Raw genomic sequence first — 19,979 nt, forward strand, 5'->3', positions numbered from 1 at the left:
CCCGTAGATGGACTGCCTTTTCTTGAAGCTTGCAGCTTAAAGCTCGTAGCTGCTTTCAGTGCACCGGCAGTTCGACACCTTCGAACAGCTCTTCCAGCTCCTGCTTGTTATGGCACTGAATGGCCTTGGCCATCACTTCGCGGGTCAGGTGCGGGGCGAACTTCTCGATGAAGTCGCACATGAAGCCACGCAGGAAGGTGCCACGGCGGAAGCCGATCTTCGTGATACTGGCCTCGAACAGCTCGCTGGCATCCAGCGCCACCAGGTCACTGTCGAGCTTGGCATCCACAGCCATGCCCGCGACGATACCCACGCCCAGCCCCAGGCGCACATAGGTCTTGATAACGTCGGCGTCGGCCGCAGTGAACACCACTTTCGGCGTGAGGCCGCGGTGGTTGAACGCTTCGTCCAGCTTCGAGCGCCCGGTAAAGCCGAACACATAGGTAACGATCGGGTATTCGGCAACCGCTTCCAGAGTGAGTTTCGGCAGCTTGGCCAGCGGGTGACCCTGCGGCACCACCACGCAACGGTTCCACTTGTAGCACGGCATCATGATCAGGTCGCCGAACAGCTCCAGGGCCTCGGTGGCGATGGCGAAATCTACCGTGCCGTCTGCTGCCATCTCGGCGATCTGCATGGGCGACCCCTGGTGCATGTGCAGGGACACTTCCGGGTACTGCTTGATGAAGCTGCTGATCACCGGCGGCAAGGCATAGCGCGCCTGGGTGTGGGTAGTGGCGATGGACAGCGTGCCCTTCTTCTCGTTAGAGAACTCCTGGGCAATCTGCTTGATGCTTTCGACCTTGCGCAGGATTTCGCCAGCGGTATTGATGATGCGCTCGCCGGCCGGCGTGACGCGGGTCAGGTGCTTGCCGCTACGCGCAAAGACTTCAACACCCAGTTCGTCTTCGAGCAGGCGAATCTGCTTGCTGATACCTGGCTGGGAGGTATACAGGCTCTGCGCCGTCGCGGAGACGTTGAGGTCATGGTGCGCCACTTCCCAGATGTAGCGCAGTTGTTGAAGCTTCATAGGTTCCCCTCGGTTCAGCGATGAGTCCGCGGCAGCAGGCAGCGACGATATATAACTATATTAGTGGTTCTGGAAATAAATCTAGAACAATTTTGTTACATGCCCCCGGAAACAGCCTACAGCCATCTTCATGCTTTCCTACGCCCCAAGTGCTGCGCCAACGGCACCATGTACACCGGCACCGGTGACAGCTGCAGCAGCCGAACCGCCGTTCGCCCAAGGGGCACATCCACGCCGGCACCGGCGCTGTGGCTGCCGAAAATCAGCAGGTCGACACTCAACCGTTGTGCCTGGTCAAGGATTACCTGCGCGGGGTCACCCTGGCGCACCCGCACCGCCTTGATCACCGCGAGGTCGGCCTCCTCGCCCAGCTCATCACGAAAGTTTTCCAGCACGCGCTGCTCGATGTTGGCCATCACCGTGTTCACGCCCTGGCTGTGCAACTGGTCGAGCGTCTGCTCATCAAGGTAGCTTTGCAGGAGGGATTCGGCGAACTGCCCCATGGGTTCCACTGCATGGATCACATACAACTCGGCATTGAACGTACGCGCCAGGGCCAGCGCGTGTTGCATCACAAAAGGTGCGTAGACACCGAGGTCGGTGGCGTACAGCATGGAGCGGATCATTCGACCTCCTCGACTGCCGCAGCGGCAGAGCAAGCTTCAGCTTAGCAGCGCGCCGGATGCACGCTTTGCCGTCCGGCGCGCTACTGGCGCGGGCTGAAGCGCTCAGCCGAGGTCAGTGCCGCCCTCAGTGAGGCCGGTGGTTGCTGTCGAGGAAGCTCAGCGACTGATAGAGCATTTCCATACGCGGCAAGCAGCAGCCTGCCGCACGCGCACGGGCCAGCGGCTCGGCATAGATGGCCTGCAATTCCAGTGGGCGTTTGAACGTATGGTCGTGATACATGCTTGGCCAGTAGTCGGGCATGCGCTCGGTCACCTGGAACAAGTGCTCGGCATAGCCCTCGGGCAACACGTGGCCACAGGCTGCGGCGCCCTGCACCACCTCGGCCATCAATGCCTGGATGAGATCACGGCTGTGGCTGTCTGCCATCAGCGGCGTGGTGCTGGCCCCCAGCAGCACAGACAGGCCATTGTAGGGCACGTTCCACACCAGCTTCTGCCAGCGCGCCGAGTCGAGATTTGGCATGGCCTGCGAATCGATGCCCGCGCGTTTGAACAACGCCACCCCCTCACCGACCAGCGCAGCACCGCCATCACTTGCCGGCCCACTGTGGTAACCCAGGTTGACAGCTCCGAGTGCCTGATGGCGGATCACGCCTGGCGCATGACGGTTGACACAGATAAAGCACAGGCCGCCCAGCAGGTGCATGTCGCTACGCAAGGCCGGGCGCAATTGCTCCTCCACGCCCAGACCGTTCTGCAGCAGTACAACCTTGGCGCCGGATGCGCCGGCCTGCACGATCAGCGGTGCCAGCTGATCATTGCTGGTGGCCTTGGCACCGATCAGCAACCAGTCGCAAGGCGGCATGTCGGCGGCACTGGCATAGGTTTGTACCTGCATCTGCAACGCACCATGCACATCACTGTCCAGGGTCAGCCCTTGCTCACTGACGGCCTGGTACTCGCTGCGCAACAGAAAATGCACATCGAAACCGGCCCGGGCCAGCATCAACCCATAGAAGCCGCCGATGGCGCCACTGCCGATGATTCCGATGCGAGGGGTGTGCGGATGCATGCCGATCTCCGAGTATAAAGTCAGCCCTCTTTTTACACAGGTTACGCAGCGCTGGGCAGCCCATTCGCGCTCAACGCACTTGATCAGGGAAAAACCCCACAATGACTGGGCCAAGCCCATTGTCGCGCCACCTGTAACGCGCTAAGGTTCGGCTCCCCGCTGCGAATATTCTTGCTGCTGGGCCGCACGGGGATAGCTGGCGGCCGGCACCCGTGACCTGACGAGTAACACGATGGCTGATTTACCGATCGATGACTTGAACGTTGCCTCCAACGAGACCCTGATCACCCCCGATCAGCTCAAGAAGGAAATCCCCCTCAGCGCCAAGGCCCTGCAGACCGTGACTGCCGGCCGTGAAGTGGTGCGCAATATTCTCGACGGCAAGGACCATCGCCTGTTCGTCGTGGTCGGCCCTTGCTCCATCCACGACATCAAGGCCGCCCACGAGTACGCCGAGCGCCTGAAGGTGCTGGCCGAAGAAGTGTCCGATACGCTGTACCTGGTCATGCGCGTGTACTTCGAAAAGCCACGCACCACCGTGGGCTGGAAAGGCCTGATCAACGACCCGTACCTGGATGACTCGTTCAAGATCCAGGACGGCCTGCACATTGGCCGTCAGCTGCTGCTGGACCTGGCCGAGATGGGCCTGCCGACCGCCACCGAGGCGCTCGACCCGATTTCGCCGCAATACCTGCAAGACCTGATCAGCTGGTCGGCCATCGGTGCCCGCACCACCGAATCGCAAACCCACCGCGAGATGGCCTCGGGCCTGTCTTCGGCGGTCGGCTTCAAGAACGGCACCGACGGCGGCCTGACCGTTGCCATCAACGCCCTGCAGTCGGTGTCCAAACCACACCGCTTCCTTGGCATCAACCAGGAAGGCGGCGTGTCGATCGTCACCACCAAGGGTAACCCTTACGGCCACGTGGTACTGCGCGGCGGCAACGGCAAGCCGAACTACGACTCGGTCAGCGTCGCCCTGTGCGAGCAGGACCTGGCCAAAGCCAGGATCAAGGCCAACATCATGGTCGATTGCAGCCACGCCAACTCCAACAAGGACCCGGCCCTGCAACCGCTGGTGATGGAGAACGTTGCCAACCAGATCCTCGAAGGCAACCAGTCGATCATCGGCCTGATGGTCGAGAGCCATCTGAACTGGGGCTGCCAGTCGATCCCGAAAAACCTGGAAGAGCTGCAGTATGGCGTCTCGATCACCGATGCCTGCATCGACTGGTCGGCTACCGAGAAAACCCTGCGCAGCATGCGTACCAAGCTGAAGGACGTGCTACCGCAGCGTAAGCGCGGCTGAGCATTGCAATAAACAAAACGCCGGGCATTGCCCGGCGTTTTTGTATCTGCTGCCTTTCGGCAGCTCAGGCCTTGCTGGAATGCCGCTGCTGACGCTCCATGTAGCGTTCCACATACGAGCAGGACGGAATGACCGTGTAGCCCATCTGTTCGGCGTACGCCAAGGCCTGCTCGGTCAACGCGGCGGCAATCCCGCGGCCCCGCAAGGCGTTCGGCACGAAGGTGCGATAGATGTCCAGCGTCTGCTTGCCCAGATCCATGTACGTCAGATAGGCACGATGACCGTCCACGTTGGTCTCGAACTGATGACCGGCCTGGTCATGGTGGATGGTCAGCGCTTCGCTCATCACTACTCCTCGCAGGTCTTCTCGGCAGACCCATACCTTCACCGATGGTGGTTTATCCGGCACAGAATCCTCTATGCCACCTGTTGCCCCTTCGACCTCTGGACGATTGCAATCGTTCGGATTCTCTGGCACTCACAAGATAGTAGGCGCCGTAAACGGGATTGCTCAAGGTGGTAGCGGCTAAAAATGGCGAAAATGCCCGGAAAGCGACTCTTCCCTGCACGTTCAACAGCCACCGGATGTTGTAGGGCTTAAGACGTCGAAGGACAGTTAAAGTCACCCTTAGTTCAACAAAAAAGTTCCTGTAGTACAACCGCTTGCGAGCCCTGCACGTTTTTTTCACACACGCGTCGCAAATCTTGTCGGCACGGCGTCAAGCAACATTTTTTTTGCAGTTCTTGCGCTCAGTCAGTTTACTTACTACAAGTAATGGGTACTATGTACGCCGGCCAGTTTCTCTTTTCCTGAGAGATGGCTATTTAATAGAAAGTCCTTGAAGGGGAACACGATGAACAACGTTCTGAAATTCTCTGCTCTGGCTCTGGCCGCAGTTCTGGCTACCGGTTGCAGCAGCGTATCCAAAGAAACCGAAGCTCGTCTGACTGCGACTGAAGACGCAGCAGCTCGCGCTCAAGCTCGTGCTGACGAAGCCTACCGTAAGGCTGACGATGCACTGGCAGCCGCTCAGAAGGCTCAGCAGACCGCTGACGAAGCCAACGAGCGCGCCCTGCGTATGCTGGACAAAGCCAGCCGCAAGTAATAATCCTCACGGATTGTTATGGAGCCGACCCACTTGTGGGTCGGCTTTTTTATTGCCTGCAAACAAGGCAAACGCGTCACGCAGATACGAAAAGGCCCGCACTAAGGCGGGCCCGGGTGTGTCGCGAATACCTTACTGCAGTTCGGGCGGTATGCTCGTCACCATCGGCGCATTGCCCTGGTTTTGCACCGGCACGGCAATTTCTACCGGCATGCCATCTTCTGCAGCCACCACGTCACGCACCATGTCCCAGTTCATGCGCAGGTTGTTGGCCAGGTCTTCCCGCTTGAGCAAAGCGTTGATAACCGCAGTGTGTTTGTCGACCACCGACGGGTTACCCTGGTCGTCCAGCGGCGTGTGCGCCTCCAGATAGACCTTGCCGCCACTGATACCAAACTTGTAGGGCTCGTTGATGATGCGTACCGGCGTACCGACCGGCACCATCTTCGACAGTTCCAACACGTTGTTGTTGAGCATGCGGAAGCAACCGTGGCTGGTACGCATGCCGATGCCGAACTTCTTGTTCGACCCATGGATCAGGTAGCCCGGTACGCCCAAGGTGAACTTGAACGGCCCCAGCGGGTTATCCGGACCTGCCGGCACCACAGCCGGCAGGATGTCACCGTCTGCGGCGTGTTCTTTACGGATGGAGGCAGGCGGCGTCCAGGTCGGGTTCGGCGTCTTGGCGGTGATCTTGGTGTTGGCGATCGGCGAACCCCACCCCTCACGGCCAATACCCAGCGGGAAGGTATGCACTACGTTCTGACCTTTCGGGAAGTAATACAGACGGTACTCGGCCAGGTTGATGACGATACCTTCACGCGGGCCCGGCGGCAGGATGTAGCGGGTCGGCAGGATGATCTCGGTACCGGCGCCCGGCAGCCACGGGTCGACGCCCGGGTTGGCGGCGATCATTTCCAGGTAGCCGAGGTCGTTGGCGGTGCCGATATCGGCGAACGTGTCCTCGTACTTGGCCTTGATCGTATGCACCTGGCCGACGATGTCTTCACCGGGCGGTGGCAGTGGCAATTCCAGCGCAGCAGCGGGGCCCGCTACCAGCAGGGCGGCCAGGGACAGGCTACGGGTGACGGCAGGAAAGCGCGGCAACATCCGGTAAATCCTTCGAAAGATAGGTCAAGAGGAACGATTGTACACCCGCCTTGATGCAAGCGGGAGGCATTGGCGCCCATGCAAGCGTTTCAGATGATGAAAGGTGCTTGCCGTTCAGCTGGCCTGCAGCTCTGGCCAGACCGGGCGCATGCCGCGCCGCTGGGCATCGAGGATGGCACGGCACAGGTCACACAGGCGGCTGTCACGGTAGATGGCGCGCGGCACGGCCGACCAGCGCGGCTGCGCAGGCAGCAGGCCGCCGCACAAGGTGCGGTCTACCGGCACGCCCAGCTCAAGCTGGCGAGCCACCAGGTGAACGCGGATTTCCTGGCAGGCGAACAGGTCGAGCTGCTCATCAGGCTCGATCAGTTGGTAGGCATACAGGGACCAGGCAGGGCGCGGCATCGGGGGCACTCGAAACGGGGGGCGCAACATTAGCCGAAAGCCGGCCCCGTTTAAAGCGTCAGAGCAAGGGTTTTATCGCCGGCCAGGCATTTTCCAGCAAACGCTGCTGGGCACCCTGGGCCGGGTGGATGCCATCGGCCTGCATCAACTCAGGCACGCCCCCTATTCCTTCGAGGAAAAACGGCACCAATGGCACCTGTTTATCCGCCGCCAGCTGTTCATACACCTTGGCGAATGCGGTGGTATAGCGCACGCCATAATTGGGCGGCAGGCGCATGCCCAGCAGCACCACCTTGGCGCCGGCCTGGCGCGCGCTTTCAATCATCGAGGCAAGATTTTGTTGCAATTGCGCAGGCGGCTGCCCACGCAAGCCATCGTTACCGCCCAGCTCCAGCACCACCAAGCTCGGTTTATGGGCTGCAAGCAGCGCCGGTAGCCGCGCCTGGCCACCTGCACTGGTGTCACCGCTGATCGAGGCGTTGACCACTTTATCGTCGAAACCTTCGTCCTTGAGCCGGGTCTGCAACAAAGAGACCCAACCCTGGCGGCTATCCAGGCCAAAACCGGCGCTGATACTATCGCCAACAACCAGCAGTGTTCCCGCCGCCGCGCTCTGGGCCAGGCAATACAGGGCCAGACCGGCACTCAACCACCACACTCGCATCGGATTCTCCATGGGCCCCAGCATTCTCGTTGCGCAGAACCTTAGCAAAGTGGTCTCCAGCGCGGAAGGTGACCTGACCATCCTTCACGCACTCTCCCTCGACCTGGCCCAAGGCGACAGCCTGGCTATCGTCGGCGCCTCGGGCTCCGGCAAGTCGACCCTGCTCGGTTTGCTTGCCGGCCTCGATCAGCCCAGCGCCGGCCAGGTCATCCTTGCCGGCCATGACCTGGGCCCCCTGGATGAAGACCAGCGCGCCCGCGTGCGCGCCGAACATGTGGGCTTCGTGTTCCAGTCGTTCCAGCTGCTCGACAGCCTCAACGCCCTGGAAAACGTGATGCTGCCATTGGAGCTGGACGGCCGCCGGGATGCCCGCGAACATGCGCGCACCCTGCTGGAACGGGTCGGCCTCGGCAAGCGCCTGAGCCACACGCCCCGTCAACTGTCAGGCGGTGAGCAGCAGCGGGTTGCTATCGCCCGCGCCTTCGCGGCACAACCGGCGGTGCTGTTTGCCGACGAGCCCACAGGCAACCTCGACAGCCACACGGGCGAGCGCATCAGCGATTTACTGTTTGAGCTGAACAAGGAGCGCGGTACCACCCTGGTGCTCGTCACCCATGACGAACGCCTGGCCCGGCGCTGCCGCCGCCAGATCCGCCTGGACGCGGGGCGCCTGGTGGCCCCGGTGGAGGCCTGATGACCCACATGCCGTTGTCCCGCCTGTGCGGCCTGGCCCTGCGCCAGCTGCTGCGCGACATTCGCGCCAGCGAAGTACGCGTGTTGTTCTTTGCCCTGCTGGTGGCCGTGGCGGCCAGCACCGCCATCGGCTATTTCGGCGCCCGCCTCAACGGCGCCATGCAGCTGCGCGCCAGTGAATTCCTGGGCGCCGACCTGGTGCTGCAGGGCAGCGCCCCGGCCCGTGCACAGCAGATCGATACCGGCACGGCACTTGGCTTGCGCCATGCACAGCTGGTCGAATTCACCAGCGTGGTAGGCGGCGACAATGGCATCCAGCTGTCCAGTGTAAAGGCTGCCGATGGCGCCTACCCGCTACGTGGGCAAGTACGCAGCGCAGCGGCACCCTATGCCGAGGAAACCCCAGGCGGCGGCCCGGCACCTGGCGAGGCATGGGTCGAGCCCCGCCTGCTGGCCGCCTTGGGGCTGGCGATTGGCGACAGCATCGACGTGGGCATGAAAACCCTGCGCATGAGCCGCGTGCTGACCTACGAACCTGACCGCGCCAACAACTTCTACAGCCTTACCCCCCGGGTGATGATGAACCTGGCCGACCTCGAGGCCACTGGCGTCATTCAGCCGGGTAGCCGGGTTACCTACCGCGACCTGTGGCGTGGCGATACCGAGGCTCTGGCCCAATACCGCCAGGCCGTTGAAAAAGACCTGGCCGCCAACCAGCGCCTGCGCGACACCCGCGATGGCAACCAGCAGATCGGCGGCGCACTGGGCAAGGCCGAACGCTACCTGAACATGGCCAGCCTGGTGGCGGTACTGCTGGCGGGCGTGGCCGTGGCCCTGTCGGCCAGCCGCTATGCCGCACGCCGCCTGGACGCCAGCGCCCTGCTGCGCTGCCTGGGCCTGTCGCGCCGTCAGGCACTGGGACTGTATTGCCTGCAAATGGCCATGCTCGGCCTGGTCGCCGCCCTGGCCGGTGCTCTGCTCGGCTGGCTGGCCCAGCTGGGCCTGTTCCGCCTGCTGCAGGGGCTGTTGCCAAGCGTGGTGCCTGCTGGAGGTATCGTACCCGCCCTGGCCGGCATCGGTACCGGGCTGGTGGCACTGGCCGGTTTCGCCCTGCCGCCGATCGCTGCACTGGGCCAGGTGCCCCCGCTGCGGGTGCTGCGCCGCGACCTGCTGCCGATACCGCCCAGCAGCTGGCTGGTGTATGGCGCCGCGCTGTTTGCCTTGGGCCTGATCATGTGGCGGCTGAGCCTTGACCTGCTGCTCACCTTCGCCCTGCTCGGTGGCGGTCTGGTCGCCGCATTGTTGCTCGGCGGCCTGCTGTTGCTCGGTTTGCGCAGCCTGCGCCAGTTGCTGGCCGGCGCACCGCTGACCTGGCGCCTGGGGTTGGGCCAGCTGCTGCGTCACCCCACGGCCGCCGCCGGCCAGGCCCTGGCCTTCGGCCTGATCTTGCTGGCCATGGCCCTGGTCGCCCTGCTGCGCGCCGAACTGCTCGACACCTGGCAAGCCCAACTGCCCAAGGATGCACCCAACCATTTCGCCCTGAACATCCTGCCGGATGACCGCGAACCGTTCGCGCAACGCCTGCACCAGGTCAATGCAGCCTCGGCGCCGCTTTACCCGGTTACGCCCGGGCGCCTGGTGCAAATCAACGAGCAGCCGGTGCAGCAAGTTGTCAGCAAAGACTCGGCGGGTGAACGCGCCGTGCAGCGAGACCTTAGCCTGACCTGGGCCGCCGAACTGCCCGAAGGCAATCAACTCACTGCTGGCAGTTGGTGGCAAGCCTTGCCGGCCGACAGCGAAATTCCCGGTGTTTCGGTGGAAGCGGAACTGGCCACCAGCCTGAAACTACACATCGGCGACCTGCTGACCTTCGACATCGGCGGCCAGCAGCGCCAGGCCCGGGTCAGCAGCCTGCGCAGCGTGCATTGGGACAGCTTCCAGCCGAACTTCTACATGATCTTCCAGCCCGGCACGCTGCAGGGGTTGCCGACCACTTACCTGACCAGTTTCTACCTGGCACCCGGCCACGACCTGGATGTGGTGGCGCTGTCGCGGGCATTTCCGGCGGTGACCATCCTGCAGGTGGACGCCTTGCTCGACCAGTTGCGCAGCATCCTCGCCCAGGTGACCCTGGCGGTGGAGTATGTGCTGCTGTTCGTGCTGGCGGCCGGGCTGGCGGTGCTGTTCGCCGGCTTGCAGGCAACGCTGGACGAACGCATTCGCCAAGGCGCTTTGCTGCGTGCGCTAGGGGCGGCGCGGCCATTGCTGGTGAAGGCGCGGCGTATCGAGTTCGGTTTGCTGGGTGCGGCCAGTGGGCTGTTGGCGGCAGTGGGTTGTGAACTGATTACCCTGGTGCTGTATCGCTATGCCTTCGATTTGCAGTGGAGCCCGCATCCTTGGCTGCTTGTGTTGCCGCTGGCGGGGGCGCTGCTGGTGGGAGGCGCGGGGGTGCTGGGGACGCGGCGGGCATTGAATGCGAGCCCGCTGGCGGTTTTGCGGGAGAGCTGATGGTTACCCGCGAAGAGGCCGGTACAGGCAACCCATAATCACTGTCCGTAGCTGATGCTGCTCACATACCAGGTCGCTTCACCGGTAGGTGTATGCACCACCACCTCATCGCCCTCTTCCTTCTTCAACAAGGCACGGGCCATGGGCGAATCGATCGAGATGTAGTCGTTGCGCCCGTAGATTTCGTCATAACCGACAATGCGAAACTTCATGGCCTCGCCATCATCATTCTCGATCTCGACCCAGGCGCCGAAAAACACCTTGCCTTCCTGCTGCGGCGAATAAGCCACCACCTTCACATCTTCAAGACGCTTTCGCAGATAACGCACCCTGCGGTCGATTTCGCGCAGCAGCTTCTTGTTGTACTGGTAGTCGGCGTTTTCGCTGCGATCCCCCAGGGATGCCGCCCAGGCAACCTTCTGAGTGATCTCCGGGCGATATACCCGCCACAGGTGGTCCAGCTCTTTCTTCAGCGCCTCATGGCCTTCCGTGGTAATGATGTTGGTGCTCAACAGCGCACTCCTTAACGGCGGGTAATCAGGCCTTGGCGCGCGATACGGGTGAGGTGGCCAATAACGTCTGCGGCCTCATCCTGCGCCGGAGCCTGGATGACGGCCAGGTCAAAACGGTCATTGCCGTACTGCGCCAGGCGGCAGCCGGTTTCGGCAAACTGAATCAGAAAAGCGCGTGCCTGGCCCTTGCGCCGGGACAGGCCTTCGAGGTGACGCAAAAGGGTGGGCTGATGCTGGCCGCCGAGCAGAATGCGCGGTGTGCGGGACGCCTGGTTGGCAGGCAATGGGCTTAAACAGACACTGGTACGTGGGCAACTCATGGAGCTTCTCTCCGCCTCGCGAATCCCGCTGGGCAGCGGTGGGAGGCGTCACCGAACCAGCGCTTTAGCGGTATTTCGGATAACCCGGATGGGGGCTTTCCTGCGCCCCGCAAGTAGCTGTTTAAATCGGCGCAGGCGGTATGCTAGAGCGATGAGCCACAAGTTGCAAGCTACAAGCCGCAAGCAAAAGCAGGCCGAGTATTGGCCCGCTCTTGCTTGCGGCTTGTAGCTCAAAGCTTGCAGCGGGTTACCGGGCGATCAGGCGGTCCAGCGAGAAGCGGCCAGCGCCTTCGATCATGACGGCGACAGTGCCCGCCAGCAGGGCCAGGGCGAACTCATAGCCGTTATTGGACATGAACAGGCCGTTGCCGATATGCACCGAGAAGATCGCCACCACCAGGGTCACGGTCAGCGCCAGAGCCGCCGGGCGGGCCAGCAGGCCGATCACCAGGGCCAGGCCGCCGAAGAATTCGGCACTGCCGGACAGCAAGGCCATCAGGTAACCCGGCGCCAGGCCGATGCTTTCCATCCACTGGCCGGTACCTTCCAGGCCATAACCGCCAAACAGGCCGAACAGTTTTTGCGCGCCATGCGCCATGAAGATGATGCCAACCAGGATGCGGATAACGCTGAGGCCAGCGCCGGCGCGGGTGGAGAACAGGGCGTGGAGGGTCGTGTTGTTCATGTCGAAGCGTCCTTGAAGCGGAGAAGTTGTGTTGGGATGGGCGCTATCATAATCAATTCAATAGATATGAAAATCGCAAAAACCCCAACATAACAATCGATAAAATCGATTTCTCAACGCTTTGCTACGCGCTCCAGCACCGCACGCTCGCGGTTGAACGCCAGGAAGTACTTGTTGACGCTATTGACGAAGTTGACCGGCCCCATGCCGACCTGCTCCATGGCAATGCGCTCGGTCTGGAAGAACCACTGGTTGCCATTGAGGCCACGCCGCCGGGCCTCGGCACGCATGGCCTGGACCCGCTCGGGGCCGAGGTTGTAGGCCGCCAGTACAAAGGCCATGCGTTCACGCTCGTTGATCTTGGGGCTGGCAAAGAACTTGCGGCGGATTAGCGCCAGGTAACGGGCACTGGCTTGTACATTGCCATCTACCGTGGCGGTGTTGCTCACCCCTACCCGCTGGGCCGCCGAAGGCGTTATCTGCATCAAGCCGTGGGCACCGCCAGTGCCACGCGCGGCCGGGTTGAGGGTGGACTCCTTGAAGGCCAGCGCGGCCAGGTTGAGCCAATCGATCTGCTGCGCCTGGCCATGCTTCTGCAGCACTGCACGCACCGAGGCCAGGCGCTGACGGTCCTTGCTGGCCAACGGGTTGTGCACCCGGTACTGGCGGCGGTAGATGCGCTCGAAGGCGGCATCCTGGTTGTCCGGTGCACGGTAGCCCTGCAGGAAACGGTCGACCGTGGCCAGCAATTGCGGTGCATCGCGCCCTACATACCAACGCATGGCCTGCGGCGCCCCCAGGTGCACCCGGGTGTCCAGGCGCAGGCGTGGCATCACCCGCGCCCAGCGCCGGGCAATGGGTTGCTCGACCACTGTCAGGTGATAGATGCCCGCCTGCACCATCTCCAGCACATCCTCTACCGCCAGCGTTGAGTCGACCCACTCCACCTTGATCGGCGGCCGTTTGCGCAGGGCCAGTTGCTGGTTGGCCTGCTGGATCAGCGGCCCGGCGGCACTGGCACTGGTCAAGGCCACGGTACGCCCGGAAAGCTGTTCGACCTTGCTGAAGCTTCGCTCGCCCTTGCGCCCCACCAGCGTCAGCGGCACTTGGTCGAGAATTGGCGCACTGCTGCTGACGCCGCGCACGGTGCCGGGGTCAAGCAGCTCGCCCGGCGCTGCCAGGTCACCCTCGCCGCGAGCCAGTGCGCCCAGCAGTTGTTCCTTGGCGCGTGGGATGAGCTTGAGTTGAATCTCCTGGCCATCGGCGGCACGGGCATTGAGGTAATGCTCCAGGGCGCGCAGGCGATAGTATTCGATACCGACCGGCTCACCCTTGACCTCGCCTGAGCTGTTACGGCTTTGATTGACCAACACCCGCAGCACCTGGCTGGAGCGGATCTGTTGTAGGTCGCGCACCTTGGCAGGCGGCATATTCTGCTGCGGCCCCGGCGCGCGCGCATGGGCGGCACCGGGCAGGGTCAGCCCAATCGTCAGCCCGAGCGTGAACAGGAAGGTGAGCCAGCATCGCAGCATGCGAAAACGTGTCCGTGGTCGGTGGGCGCATCCATGGCTTGCACCGCCAAGTGAGAAATGACGGTAAAAGACCACGGCAACAGCATGAAGTTCTTGGTTTTTTCAGAAAAACGCGGTTTTTGCTATGCTGGCCGCCCCGCGGCACGAGATAGCACCATGCAACTGATCGATATCGGCGTCAACCTGACCAACAGCAGTTTCCACGACCAGCAGGCAGCCATTGTCGAGCGCGCGCTTGAAGCCGGTGTAACGCAAATGGTGCTGACAGGCACCAGCCTGGCGGTCAGCGAGCAGGCACTGGAGCTGTGCCAGCAGCTGGATAACAGCGGCGCGCACCTGTTCGCCACGGCAGGCGTACACCCTCACGATGCCAAGGCCTGGGATGCCAGTAGCGAGCGCCAGTTGCGCCAACTGCTGAATGAGCCGCGCGTGCGTGCGGTGGGCGAATGCGGCCTGGATTTCAACCGCGACTTCTCCCCTCGCCCGCTGCAGGAAAAAGCCCTGGAAGCCCAGCTGGCCCTGGCTGCGGAACTGCGCCTGCCGGTGTTCCTGCATGAGCGCGATGCCAGCGAGCGTTTGCTGGCAATCCTGAAGGATTACCGCGACCACCTGACCGGCGCGGTGGTGCACTGCTTTACCGGCGAACGCAAGGCGCTGTTCGCCTACCTGGACATGGACCTGCACATCGGCATTACCGGCTGGATCTGCGACGAACGCCGTGGCACTCATCTGCACCCGCTGGTAGGCAACATTGCCGAAGGCCGGCTGATGCTGGAAAGCGACGCCCCCTACCTGCTGCCACGCAGCCTTCGGCCCAAGCCGAAGAACGGGCGCAACGAGCCGGCGTTTTTGCCAGAGGTGCTGCGTGAGGTCGCCTTGCACCGGGGCGAATCAACCGAGCATACGGCTGCCCATACCACCGCAACGGCGCGGGCATTCTTCCAGCTTCCCTGAGCCCTGCGTTCGGGCCGTTGATATGTATCAACATCTTGCTGAGTAGATACAGGCACAATGATGGCACCTTGCCAATATTGTTTCCGCTCAACTCAGAGAAGACCTGCCCATGGGTGCCTGGCTTAGCAACGTTTCCCTGAAGTACAAATTCTGGGCCGTCAACGCGGTGGCCTTTGTCACGACCTTACTGCTGGTGCTCTACGCCGTGCATCTGGAGCAACGCGCCCGCGCCGAGGCCGCGCAGGCCCAGGCGGCCGCGCAGGCCCAGCTGATAGCCGCCTGGCCGGCTGGGCAAGCACTGCCCCGCCTTGCCAATGTCATCAGTTGGCCTGCGGGGCAAACGCCGACGTTCGCCGGTGAGGCGCTCGACCCCCTGCGCAACGCCCAAGGCTGGGTCGAACTGCTAGGCGCCTGGGTCCTCGGAGAAAACCCGCTGCGCGGCGCACAGGTGCTGCGCAACGGTGACCAGCACGTGGCCGTGGTGGCCCAGTCGCCAAGCCTGCGCCAGGTGTTCTTCGACCGATTCAGTAACTACGCGGTGTGCGTGCTGATCCTGATGCTGGCCATGCTTGGCGCTTCGCAGTTGCTGATCCGCTTCCTGCTCAGCCAGCTCAACACCTTGAAAGACGTGATGCTGCATGTGGAGAAAACCGGTGACCTGGCTGCCCGCGTGCCGCTGGCCTGCGGCGACGAGGTCGGCCAGATGGCCGGGGCCTTCAATGCCATGCAGGCCACCTACCACCGGGTCGTCAGCACGGTCGCCCACACGGCGGCACAATTGGACTCCGGCGCCGCACGCCTGGCCGCCAGCATGAGCGACGTGCGCCACGGCATGCTCGGCCAGCAAAGCGAAACCGACCAGGCCGCCACCGCCATCAACGAAATGTCGGCGACGGTACACCACATCGCCCAGCATGCCGGCGCCACCCGCGACCTGTCGCAAACCGCCGACACCTTGGCCGGCAGTGGCAAAGAGGTGGTCAGCCGGGTACAGGACTCGATTTCCGGGCTTTCCAGCGGCGTGCAGCAAACTGCCGAAATGATTCGCCAGCTGGCCGACGACAGCCAGAAGATCAACGGCGTGGTCAGCGTGATCCACAGCATCGCCGAGCAAACCAACCTGCTGGCGCTCAACGCTGCCATCGAAGCGGCGCGTGCTGGCGACCTGGGGCGCGGCTTTGCCGTGGTGGCCGATGAGGTGCGCAACCTGGCCAAGCGCGTGCAAACCTCTACCGACGAAATCACCACCATGGTCTCGGCCCTGCAATCGGGCACCCGCGATGCGGTGGAGTTCATGCAGGAAAGCTCTTACAAAGCCGACGACTGCGTGCGACAAGCCCAGGAGGCCGGCGAAGCGCTGGCCGAGATTACCGGCGCAGTGGCGCAGATGCGCGAAAGCAACACCCAGATCGCCGTGGCCGCCGAGCAACAAAGCCAGGTGGCTGAGGAAATGAACCGCGCCGTGGTGAGCATCCGCGATGTCACCGAGCAGACCGTGCAGCAGACGGTGGGCTCGGCCACCACCAGCAGCGAACTGGCGACCCTGGCCGGCGAACTCAGCAAGGCCATTGGCCAGCTCAAGCTATAGTCACCATAGCCAGCCTCGATTGGCCCCCGCCCGGGGGCCGCACTAAGCTTTGGGCACGACTGTGAGGAAATGCCCATGAGCAAGCGTCTGCCCAACCTGCCCGCCTGGCAATGGCGTGGCTACCACCATAACCACCGCCACCCGGCTAACCTGGTGCTGCACCTGATTGCCGTGCCGCTGTTCATCCTTGGCGCGCTGTTGGTTCTGTCCGGCCTGTTCGCCCTGGACCTGGGGCAGATTGCTGTTGGCGTGATCGCCCTGATTGCGGGGCTTGGCTTGCAGCGCCAGGGGCACCGGCTGGAAGCCGAGCAGCCTGAGCCGTTCGCCAATCGTCAGGACGCCGTGCAGCGATTGCTGACCGAGCAGTTCATTACCTTTCCACGCTTTGTGCTGAGCGGGGCGTGGTGGAAGGCCTGGCGGGAGCGGCATAAACACCGGCATTGATGCCAAGAGGCTGCTTTGCAGCCCAATCGTGACGTAAGGCCGTTCCCACAGGAATCGCGCAGTCCCTGAGGGAGCGGCCTTGCGTCGCGAAAGGAGCACGCAGTGCTCCCAGGGGTGATCAGGCAAATACGGTCACGGTCTGTCGGCTCAGGGCCAGCAACTCGCCCTCTGCCGTCCAAAGGGCGGCCGCCGCATGCCCATACCCGTCCCGCGCATGTTCGGTTTCCACGCAATAGCGGCACCAGTCCAAGGTCGACAATTTCGCCGTAGGCTGGATGAACTCGATGGTCCAGGTCAGCGTACTGCCTGCAGCCGGTTGCTTGAGAAACGGCATCAGGCTCGGCGGCCAGGCATCGACCAGCGCCAGCAGGTGTGCTTCATTGACCTGGTCTTCTGCCACATCCCGCAACCGCACCCAACCGCCCATCTTGCGCGACTGATTGCCACTGAACGGCAACCCGCCCACCGCCCAGCGCAAGGCAACATGGCGCATGAACTCGGGTGTGACGCCCTTGATGTAGGGCAGTTCGGGTGCGGCGTCTTCAAGCGCTTTCATTTCCATGGCCGGTAATGCCGGTACATCGACCACAGATGGCCGCCCCGCGCCGAAATTGCCTTGCACCAAGGTCACCACCTGGCCATCCTGGACCGCGCGGCCCAGCAAGGTGCTGACAGCCTTGCCTTCACGCAGCACCTCCACCTCGAAGCGAATTGGCACGTCCGCGGCCGCAGGCGCTACGAAGCTGATGGCCAGCGAGCGCACCGGGCGGCTGTCGGTGAGCTTCAGGCGCATGGCCTCATAGACCATGGCCGCCATCAGCCCGCCAAAGGCAGCGCGGCCCTGGGCCCAGCTGGGGGGGATGCTGACGGCTTGCGGGTTGGCTCGCACAGCGTCGAGTAGTTGGTTGAAATTCATGGGCCGACTCCTGCCTGTAGAAAGGGTCGGCCCATCCTAGCCAGCAAACCCTGGGCGATCAGCCCGCATATCGGTCATTGTTCGGGCTAACGCCGCGCCAGTGCCTGCAACAAGGCATCCAGCGTCACGTCCGACTGGCGCTCGGCTTCGTGCAACTCTTGCTCCCAGTCGGCCTGGCAGGGGGCGAGGTCTGCATGGTCGCGCGCCTGCAGCAGCCACTGCAGGCGGTCATGCCAGCCCCCCAGGTCGCCCTGCGCCTTTTTCAGCAAGCGCTGTAGCTTTTTCCCGGCGTGATCAAGCTGTGGATACGCTTCATCGCCATAGCGCGCACGCTTGATCAGCAAGCGCAGGCGGTGACGGTCGTGAGCCGGATCCTGCAAGGCTTTGCGCAATGTACGCCACTGCTTGACCAGGCGCTTGTCGATGCGCTTGCCCAGTGACCGGGTCAGCCCCTCGCGGCCGGCTGCCCGCAGAAACAACGGAAACGCGTCGACAATCGCCAACACACGCGCCAGCTGCGGGCTGGCAGCGACACTGGCGAAGGTCCTGTCCCGCCCTTCCAGGCGCCGCTGCCCGACCGCGACGTGGCCGCGCCCGATCAGTTCGGCTGCCAGCACCTCACGATCGCGCAGCGGCGTGGTCAGGGTACCCAAGGCCCTGGCGGCATCCTCCAGCTGTTCCACGCCAGGCAGCCCGCGCAGGGGCCTGAGCAGGCTGCGCAGACGGCGCAAGGTGATACGCAGGTCATGCAGCGCCTCGCTGTCGGTATTGACAGCCAGGCGCTCGCGACACGCCAGCAGGCGTACCTGCACGGCCAGCATCTGGGCAACTACATGATCGAGCATGGCAGACATAAGACGCTCCTCGGTCAGCGCCCGGCGCGAGACTCACGAATGTAGAACCGCGCCTTCTCAGCCTTGCGGGTACAGCTTTCGTAGCCTTCGAACTGCTGCTGGGTCTTCGCGCCGGTCAGCAGCGACAAGGCTTTGGAGTAGCTCACGGCACCGGCAAAGCCTTCGGCCTTGGCCAGGTCCAGCTCCTTCCAGGCGGCATCCAGCTGGGTGGCGCAGCTGTCACGGTAGGCCGTCTTGCCCGCGCAGCCTGCCAAGGCCAGGGCAATCAGTGGAAGGCAGATCCAGGCTTTCATCGGTATGACCTCAATGGTAAAAAAACGGTGGCTGTTCGACGCCCGGGCAACTGAAAAGTGCCCGGCCCAGCCAACTTTGCGTGGCCAGCATTATCACAGTAGCTCAGCGCGATCTACATTGAAGCACAGGCCGCCAAGGGTGCATTGTAGGACCATGGTTGCACGGCCCGAGGAATGTTCATGAGTAAACGCGTGGCACTGGTATTGGGATCGGGCGGCGCCCGGGGATATGCGCACATTGGCGTGATTGAGGAAATCGAGCGCCGGGGCTACGACATCGCCTGCATCGCCGGTTGCTCCATGGGGGCGGTGATTGGCGGCATCTACGCCGCCGGCAAGCTGGAAGACTACCGCAACTGGATCGAGAGCCTCGACTACCTGGATGTACTGCGCCTGGTAGACGTGAGCTTTCGCCTCGGCGCCATTCGTGGCGACAAGGTGTTCGGGCAGATCCGCAAGATCGTCGGCGAGATCAACATCGAACAACTGCGCATCCCCTACACGGCGGTTGCCGCCGACCTCACCAACCAGCAGGAAATCTGGTTTCAGGAGGGTTGCCTGCACCAGGCCATGCGCGCCTCGGCGGCCATCCCGAGCCTGTTCACGCCAGTGATGCAGGGCAATCGCATGCTGGTAGACGGCGGCATCCTCAACCCGCTACCGATCGTGCCGGTGGTGTCCAGCCACTGTGACCTGATCATCGCGGTCAACCTCAACGCCACCAACCAGAAGCAGTATCAATTGCCGGTGATCGAGCGCCCGGCGGCGTTCAAGATGCGTTTTGACTCCCTGCTGAGCTCGTTGGGCTCTCGCCTGCCGTTCCGGCGCAAGCCGGCAGAGGAGCTGATACGCATCGAAAAGGAGATCGTTGCCGAAGGGCTGGCGCCGCCGAACCCGTGGCTGGCAGATGCCGCCAACCCGGAAGGCCAGCAACCGGCAGCGGCCCCCGAGCGCGAGGGGGCGCCCAAGTCGGCGACCGGCTCGTTCATCATTGACAACGTGGGGCCGGCTTCGCTGCTGGATTTGATCAACCAGAGCTTCGAAGTGATGCAAACCTCGCTGGCGCAGTACAAGATCGCCGGCTATCCACCGGATGTACTGATCAACGTGCCCAAGCGGGTGTGCCGGTTTTTCGAGTTTTACAAGGCGCCGGAGCTGATTGCCCTGGGGCGGGAGATTGCGCGGGATACGCTCGATAATTACGAGGGAGTGAAACGGTAAGTTCTATAGCGCCTGTAGCGGCCTCTTAGCGGGCAAGCCTGCCCCCACAGGGATCCCACAGTATTCAGGCTTGTGGTTATCCTGTGGGAGCAGGCTTGCCCGCTAAGAGGCCGCTACAGGCGACACAAATGAAACAG

General features: G+C 62.9%; 22 protein-coding genes. 8 read left to right on the top strand and 14 right to left on the bottom strand.

Annotation, left to right across the window (positions count from 1 at the left end; all coding sequences use genetic code 11):
* Positions 1-55: 55 nt before the first annotated feature.
* The 3 genes from cysB to ACF8R4_RS01140 all read right to left on the bottom strand — a co-directional run bounded on the left by cysB (position 56) and on the right by ACF8R4_RS01140 (position 2,728).
* On the bottom strand, positions 56-1,030 hold the full coding sequence (cysB, locus tag ACF8R4_RS01130) for an HTH-type transcriptional regulator CysB (RefSeq protein ID WP_010953293.1): 975 nt from the start codon (positions 1,028-1,030) through the stop codon (positions 56-58).
* A gap of 128 nt (positions 1,031-1,158) precedes the next feature.
* Positions 1,159-1,656 carry a universal stress protein gene (locus tag ACF8R4_RS01135; protein ID WP_016714749.1) on the bottom strand — a complete coding sequence of 166 codons (498 nt, stop codon included), beginning with the start codon at positions 1,654-1,656 and terminating at the stop codon, positions 1,159-1,161.
* Positions 1,657-1,780: 124 nt separating this feature from the next.
* Positions 1,781-2,728 (bottom strand): putative 2-dehydropantoate 2-reductase, encoded by a 948-nt coding sequence (locus tag ACF8R4_RS01140; RefSeq protein WP_060498366.1) that lies wholly within the window; start codon positions 2,726-2,728, stop codon positions 1,781-1,783.
* 232 nt (positions 2,729-2,960) lie between these two features.
* Here ACF8R4_RS01140 and ACF8R4_RS01145 point away from each other — a divergent pair, with 232 nt between their 5' ends.
* Entirely contained in the window at positions 2,961-4,037 is a 1,077-nt protein-coding gene (locus ACF8R4_RS01145; RefSeq protein ID WP_019097589.1) for a 3-deoxy-7-phosphoheptulonate synthase, read from the top strand.
* 64 nt (positions 4,038-4,101) lie between these two features.
* Here ACF8R4_RS01145 and ACF8R4_RS01150 read toward each other — a convergent pair whose 3' ends face one another.
* A complete protein-coding gene (locus ACF8R4_RS01150; RefSeq protein ID WP_016714752.1) occupies positions 4,102-4,383 on the bottom strand; it encodes a GNAT family N-acetyltransferase in 282 nt (93 codons plus the stop codon).
* Positions 4,384-4,891: 508 nt separating this feature from the next.
* On the opposite strand from ACF8R4_RS01150, the gene oprI reads away from it, so the two are divergent.
* Positions 4,892-5,143: an outer membrane lipoprotei OprI gene (oprI, locus tag ACF8R4_RS01155; RefSeq protein WP_003259780.1), complete on the top strand. Its 252-nt coding sequence runs from the start codon at positions 4,892-4,894 to the stop codon at positions 5,141-5,143.
* 132 nt (positions 5,144-5,275) lie between these two features.
* Here oprI and ACF8R4_RS01160 read toward each other — a convergent pair whose 3' ends face one another.
* The 3 genes from ACF8R4_RS01160 to ACF8R4_RS01170 all read right to left on the bottom strand — a co-directional run bounded on the left by ACF8R4_RS01160 (position 5,276) and on the right by ACF8R4_RS01170 (position 7,322).
* Positions 5,276-6,253, bottom strand: coding sequence for a L,D-transpeptidase family protein (locus ACF8R4_RS01160; protein WP_060498367.1), 978 nt, complete (start codon positions 6,251-6,253; stop codon positions 5,276-5,278).
* Positions 6,254-6,367: 114 nt separating this feature from the next.
* Positions 6,368-6,658 carry a hypothetical protein gene (locus tag ACF8R4_RS01165; RefSeq protein ID WP_016714754.1) on the bottom strand — a complete coding sequence of 97 codons (291 nt, stop codon included), beginning with the start codon at positions 6,656-6,658 and terminating at the stop codon, positions 6,368-6,370.
* A 58-nt stretch (positions 6,659-6,716) separates the two neighbouring features.
* Positions 6,717-7,322, bottom strand: a complete 606-nt coding sequence (locus ACF8R4_RS01170) for an arylesterase (protein ID WP_060498368.1) — start codon at positions 7,320-7,322, stop codon at positions 6,717-6,719.
* 10 nt (positions 7,323-7,332) lie between these two features.
* Between ACF8R4_RS01170 and ACF8R4_RS01175 the strand changes: the two genes are divergently transcribed.
* The gene (locus tag ACF8R4_RS01175) at positions 7,333-8,016 is read left to right on the top strand and encodes an ABC transporter ATP-binding protein (protein WP_060498369.1); all 684 of its coding nucleotides are present in this window, start codon (positions 7,333-7,335) and stop codon (positions 8,014-8,016) included.
* Positions 8,016-10,523, top strand: coding sequence for an ABC transporter permease (locus tag ACF8R4_RS01180; RefSeq protein ID WP_156867201.1), 2,508 nt, complete (start codon positions 8,016-8,018; stop codon positions 10,521-10,523). Before ACF8R4_RS01175 ends, ACF8R4_RS01180 begins: the two co-directional genes overlap by 1 nt.
* A 38-nt stretch (positions 10,524-10,561) precedes the next feature.
* Here the strand turns inward: ACF8R4_RS01180 and greB are convergent, their stop codons facing one another.
* From greB to ACF8R4_RS01200, 4 genes are all read right to left on the bottom strand, one after another.
* A complete protein-coding gene (gene greB / locus ACF8R4_RS01185) occupies positions 10,562-11,035 on the bottom strand; it encodes a transcription elongation factor GreB (protein ID WP_060498371.1) in 474 nt (157 codons plus the stop codon).
* Between the two features lie 11 nt (positions 11,036-11,046).
* Complete coding sequence (locus ACF8R4_RS01190) at positions 11,047-11,355, bottom strand: hypothetical protein (RefSeq protein ID WP_060498372.1); 309 nt, start codon at positions 11,353-11,355, stop codon at positions 11,047-11,049.
* Positions 11,356-11,602: 247 nt separating this feature from the next.
* The gene (locus ACF8R4_RS01195) at positions 11,603-12,040 is read right to left on the bottom strand and encodes a DoxX family protein (RefSeq protein ID WP_392491518.1); all 438 of its coding nucleotides are present in this window, start codon (positions 12,038-12,040) and stop codon (positions 11,603-11,605) included.
* Positions 12,041-12,153: 113 nt separating this feature from the next.
* Positions 12,154-13,572, bottom strand: a complete 1,419-nt coding sequence (locus ACF8R4_RS01200) for a transglycosylase SLT domain-containing protein (RefSeq protein WP_200929249.1) — start codon at positions 13,570-13,572, stop codon at positions 12,154-12,156.
* A 156-nt stretch (positions 13,573-13,728) separates the two neighbouring features.
* Here ACF8R4_RS01200 and ACF8R4_RS01205 point away from each other — a divergent pair, with 156 nt between their 5' ends.
* The 3 genes from ACF8R4_RS01205 (at position 13,729) to ACF8R4_RS01215 (ending at position 16,558) form a co-directional block, all read left to right on the top strand.
* Positions 13,729-14,526, top strand: coding sequence for a TatD family hydrolase (locus tag ACF8R4_RS01205; RefSeq protein WP_392491519.1), 798 nt, complete (start codon positions 13,729-13,731; stop codon positions 14,524-14,526).
* Positions 14,527-14,635: 109 nt separating this feature from the next.
* A complete protein-coding gene (locus tag ACF8R4_RS01210; RefSeq protein WP_392491521.1) occupies positions 14,636-16,114 on the top strand; it encodes a methyl-accepting chemotaxis protein in 1,479 nt (492 codons plus the stop codon).
* Between the two features lie 75 nt (positions 16,115-16,189).
* A complete protein-coding gene (locus ACF8R4_RS01215; protein ID WP_060498376.1) occupies positions 16,190-16,558 on the top strand; it encodes an Mpo1-like protein in 369 nt (122 codons plus the stop codon).
* 118 nt (positions 16,559-16,676) lie between these two features.
* On the opposite strand, the gene ACF8R4_RS01220 is transcribed toward ACF8R4_RS01215, so the two are convergent.
* The 3 genes from ACF8R4_RS01220 to ACF8R4_RS01230 form a co-directional block, all read right to left on the bottom strand.
* Positions 16,677-17,474, bottom strand: coding sequence for an acyl-CoA thioesterase II (locus ACF8R4_RS01220; RefSeq protein ID WP_060498377.1), 798 nt, complete (start codon positions 17,472-17,474; stop codon positions 16,677-16,679).
* An 86-nt stretch (positions 17,475-17,560) separates the two neighbouring features.
* Entirely contained in the window at positions 17,561-18,328 is a 768-nt protein-coding gene (locus ACF8R4_RS01225) for a CHAD domain-containing protein (RefSeq protein ID WP_392491523.1), read from the bottom strand.
* Positions 18,329-18,342: 14 nt separating this feature from the next.
* On the bottom strand, positions 18,343-18,621 hold the full coding sequence (locus tag ACF8R4_RS01230) for a lipoprotein (RefSeq protein WP_003250254.1): 279 nt from the start codon (positions 18,619-18,621) through the stop codon (positions 18,343-18,345).
* A gap of 180 nt (positions 18,622-18,801) precedes the next feature.
* Between ACF8R4_RS01230 and ACF8R4_RS01235 the strand changes: the two genes are divergently transcribed.
* Complete coding sequence (locus tag ACF8R4_RS01235) at positions 18,802-19,842, top strand: patatin-like phospholipase family protein (RefSeq protein WP_060498379.1); 1,041 nt, start codon at positions 18,802-18,804, stop codon at positions 19,840-19,842.
* Positions 19,843-19,979 lie beyond the last annotated feature (137 nt).

Origin of the sequence: Pseudomonas sp. FYR_2, from assembly GCF_043106425.1 — a bacterium.
GTDB classification, from domain to species: domain Bacteria; phylum Pseudomonadota; class Gammaproteobacteria; order Pseudomonadales; family Pseudomonadaceae; genus Aquipseudomonas; species Aquipseudomonas monteilii.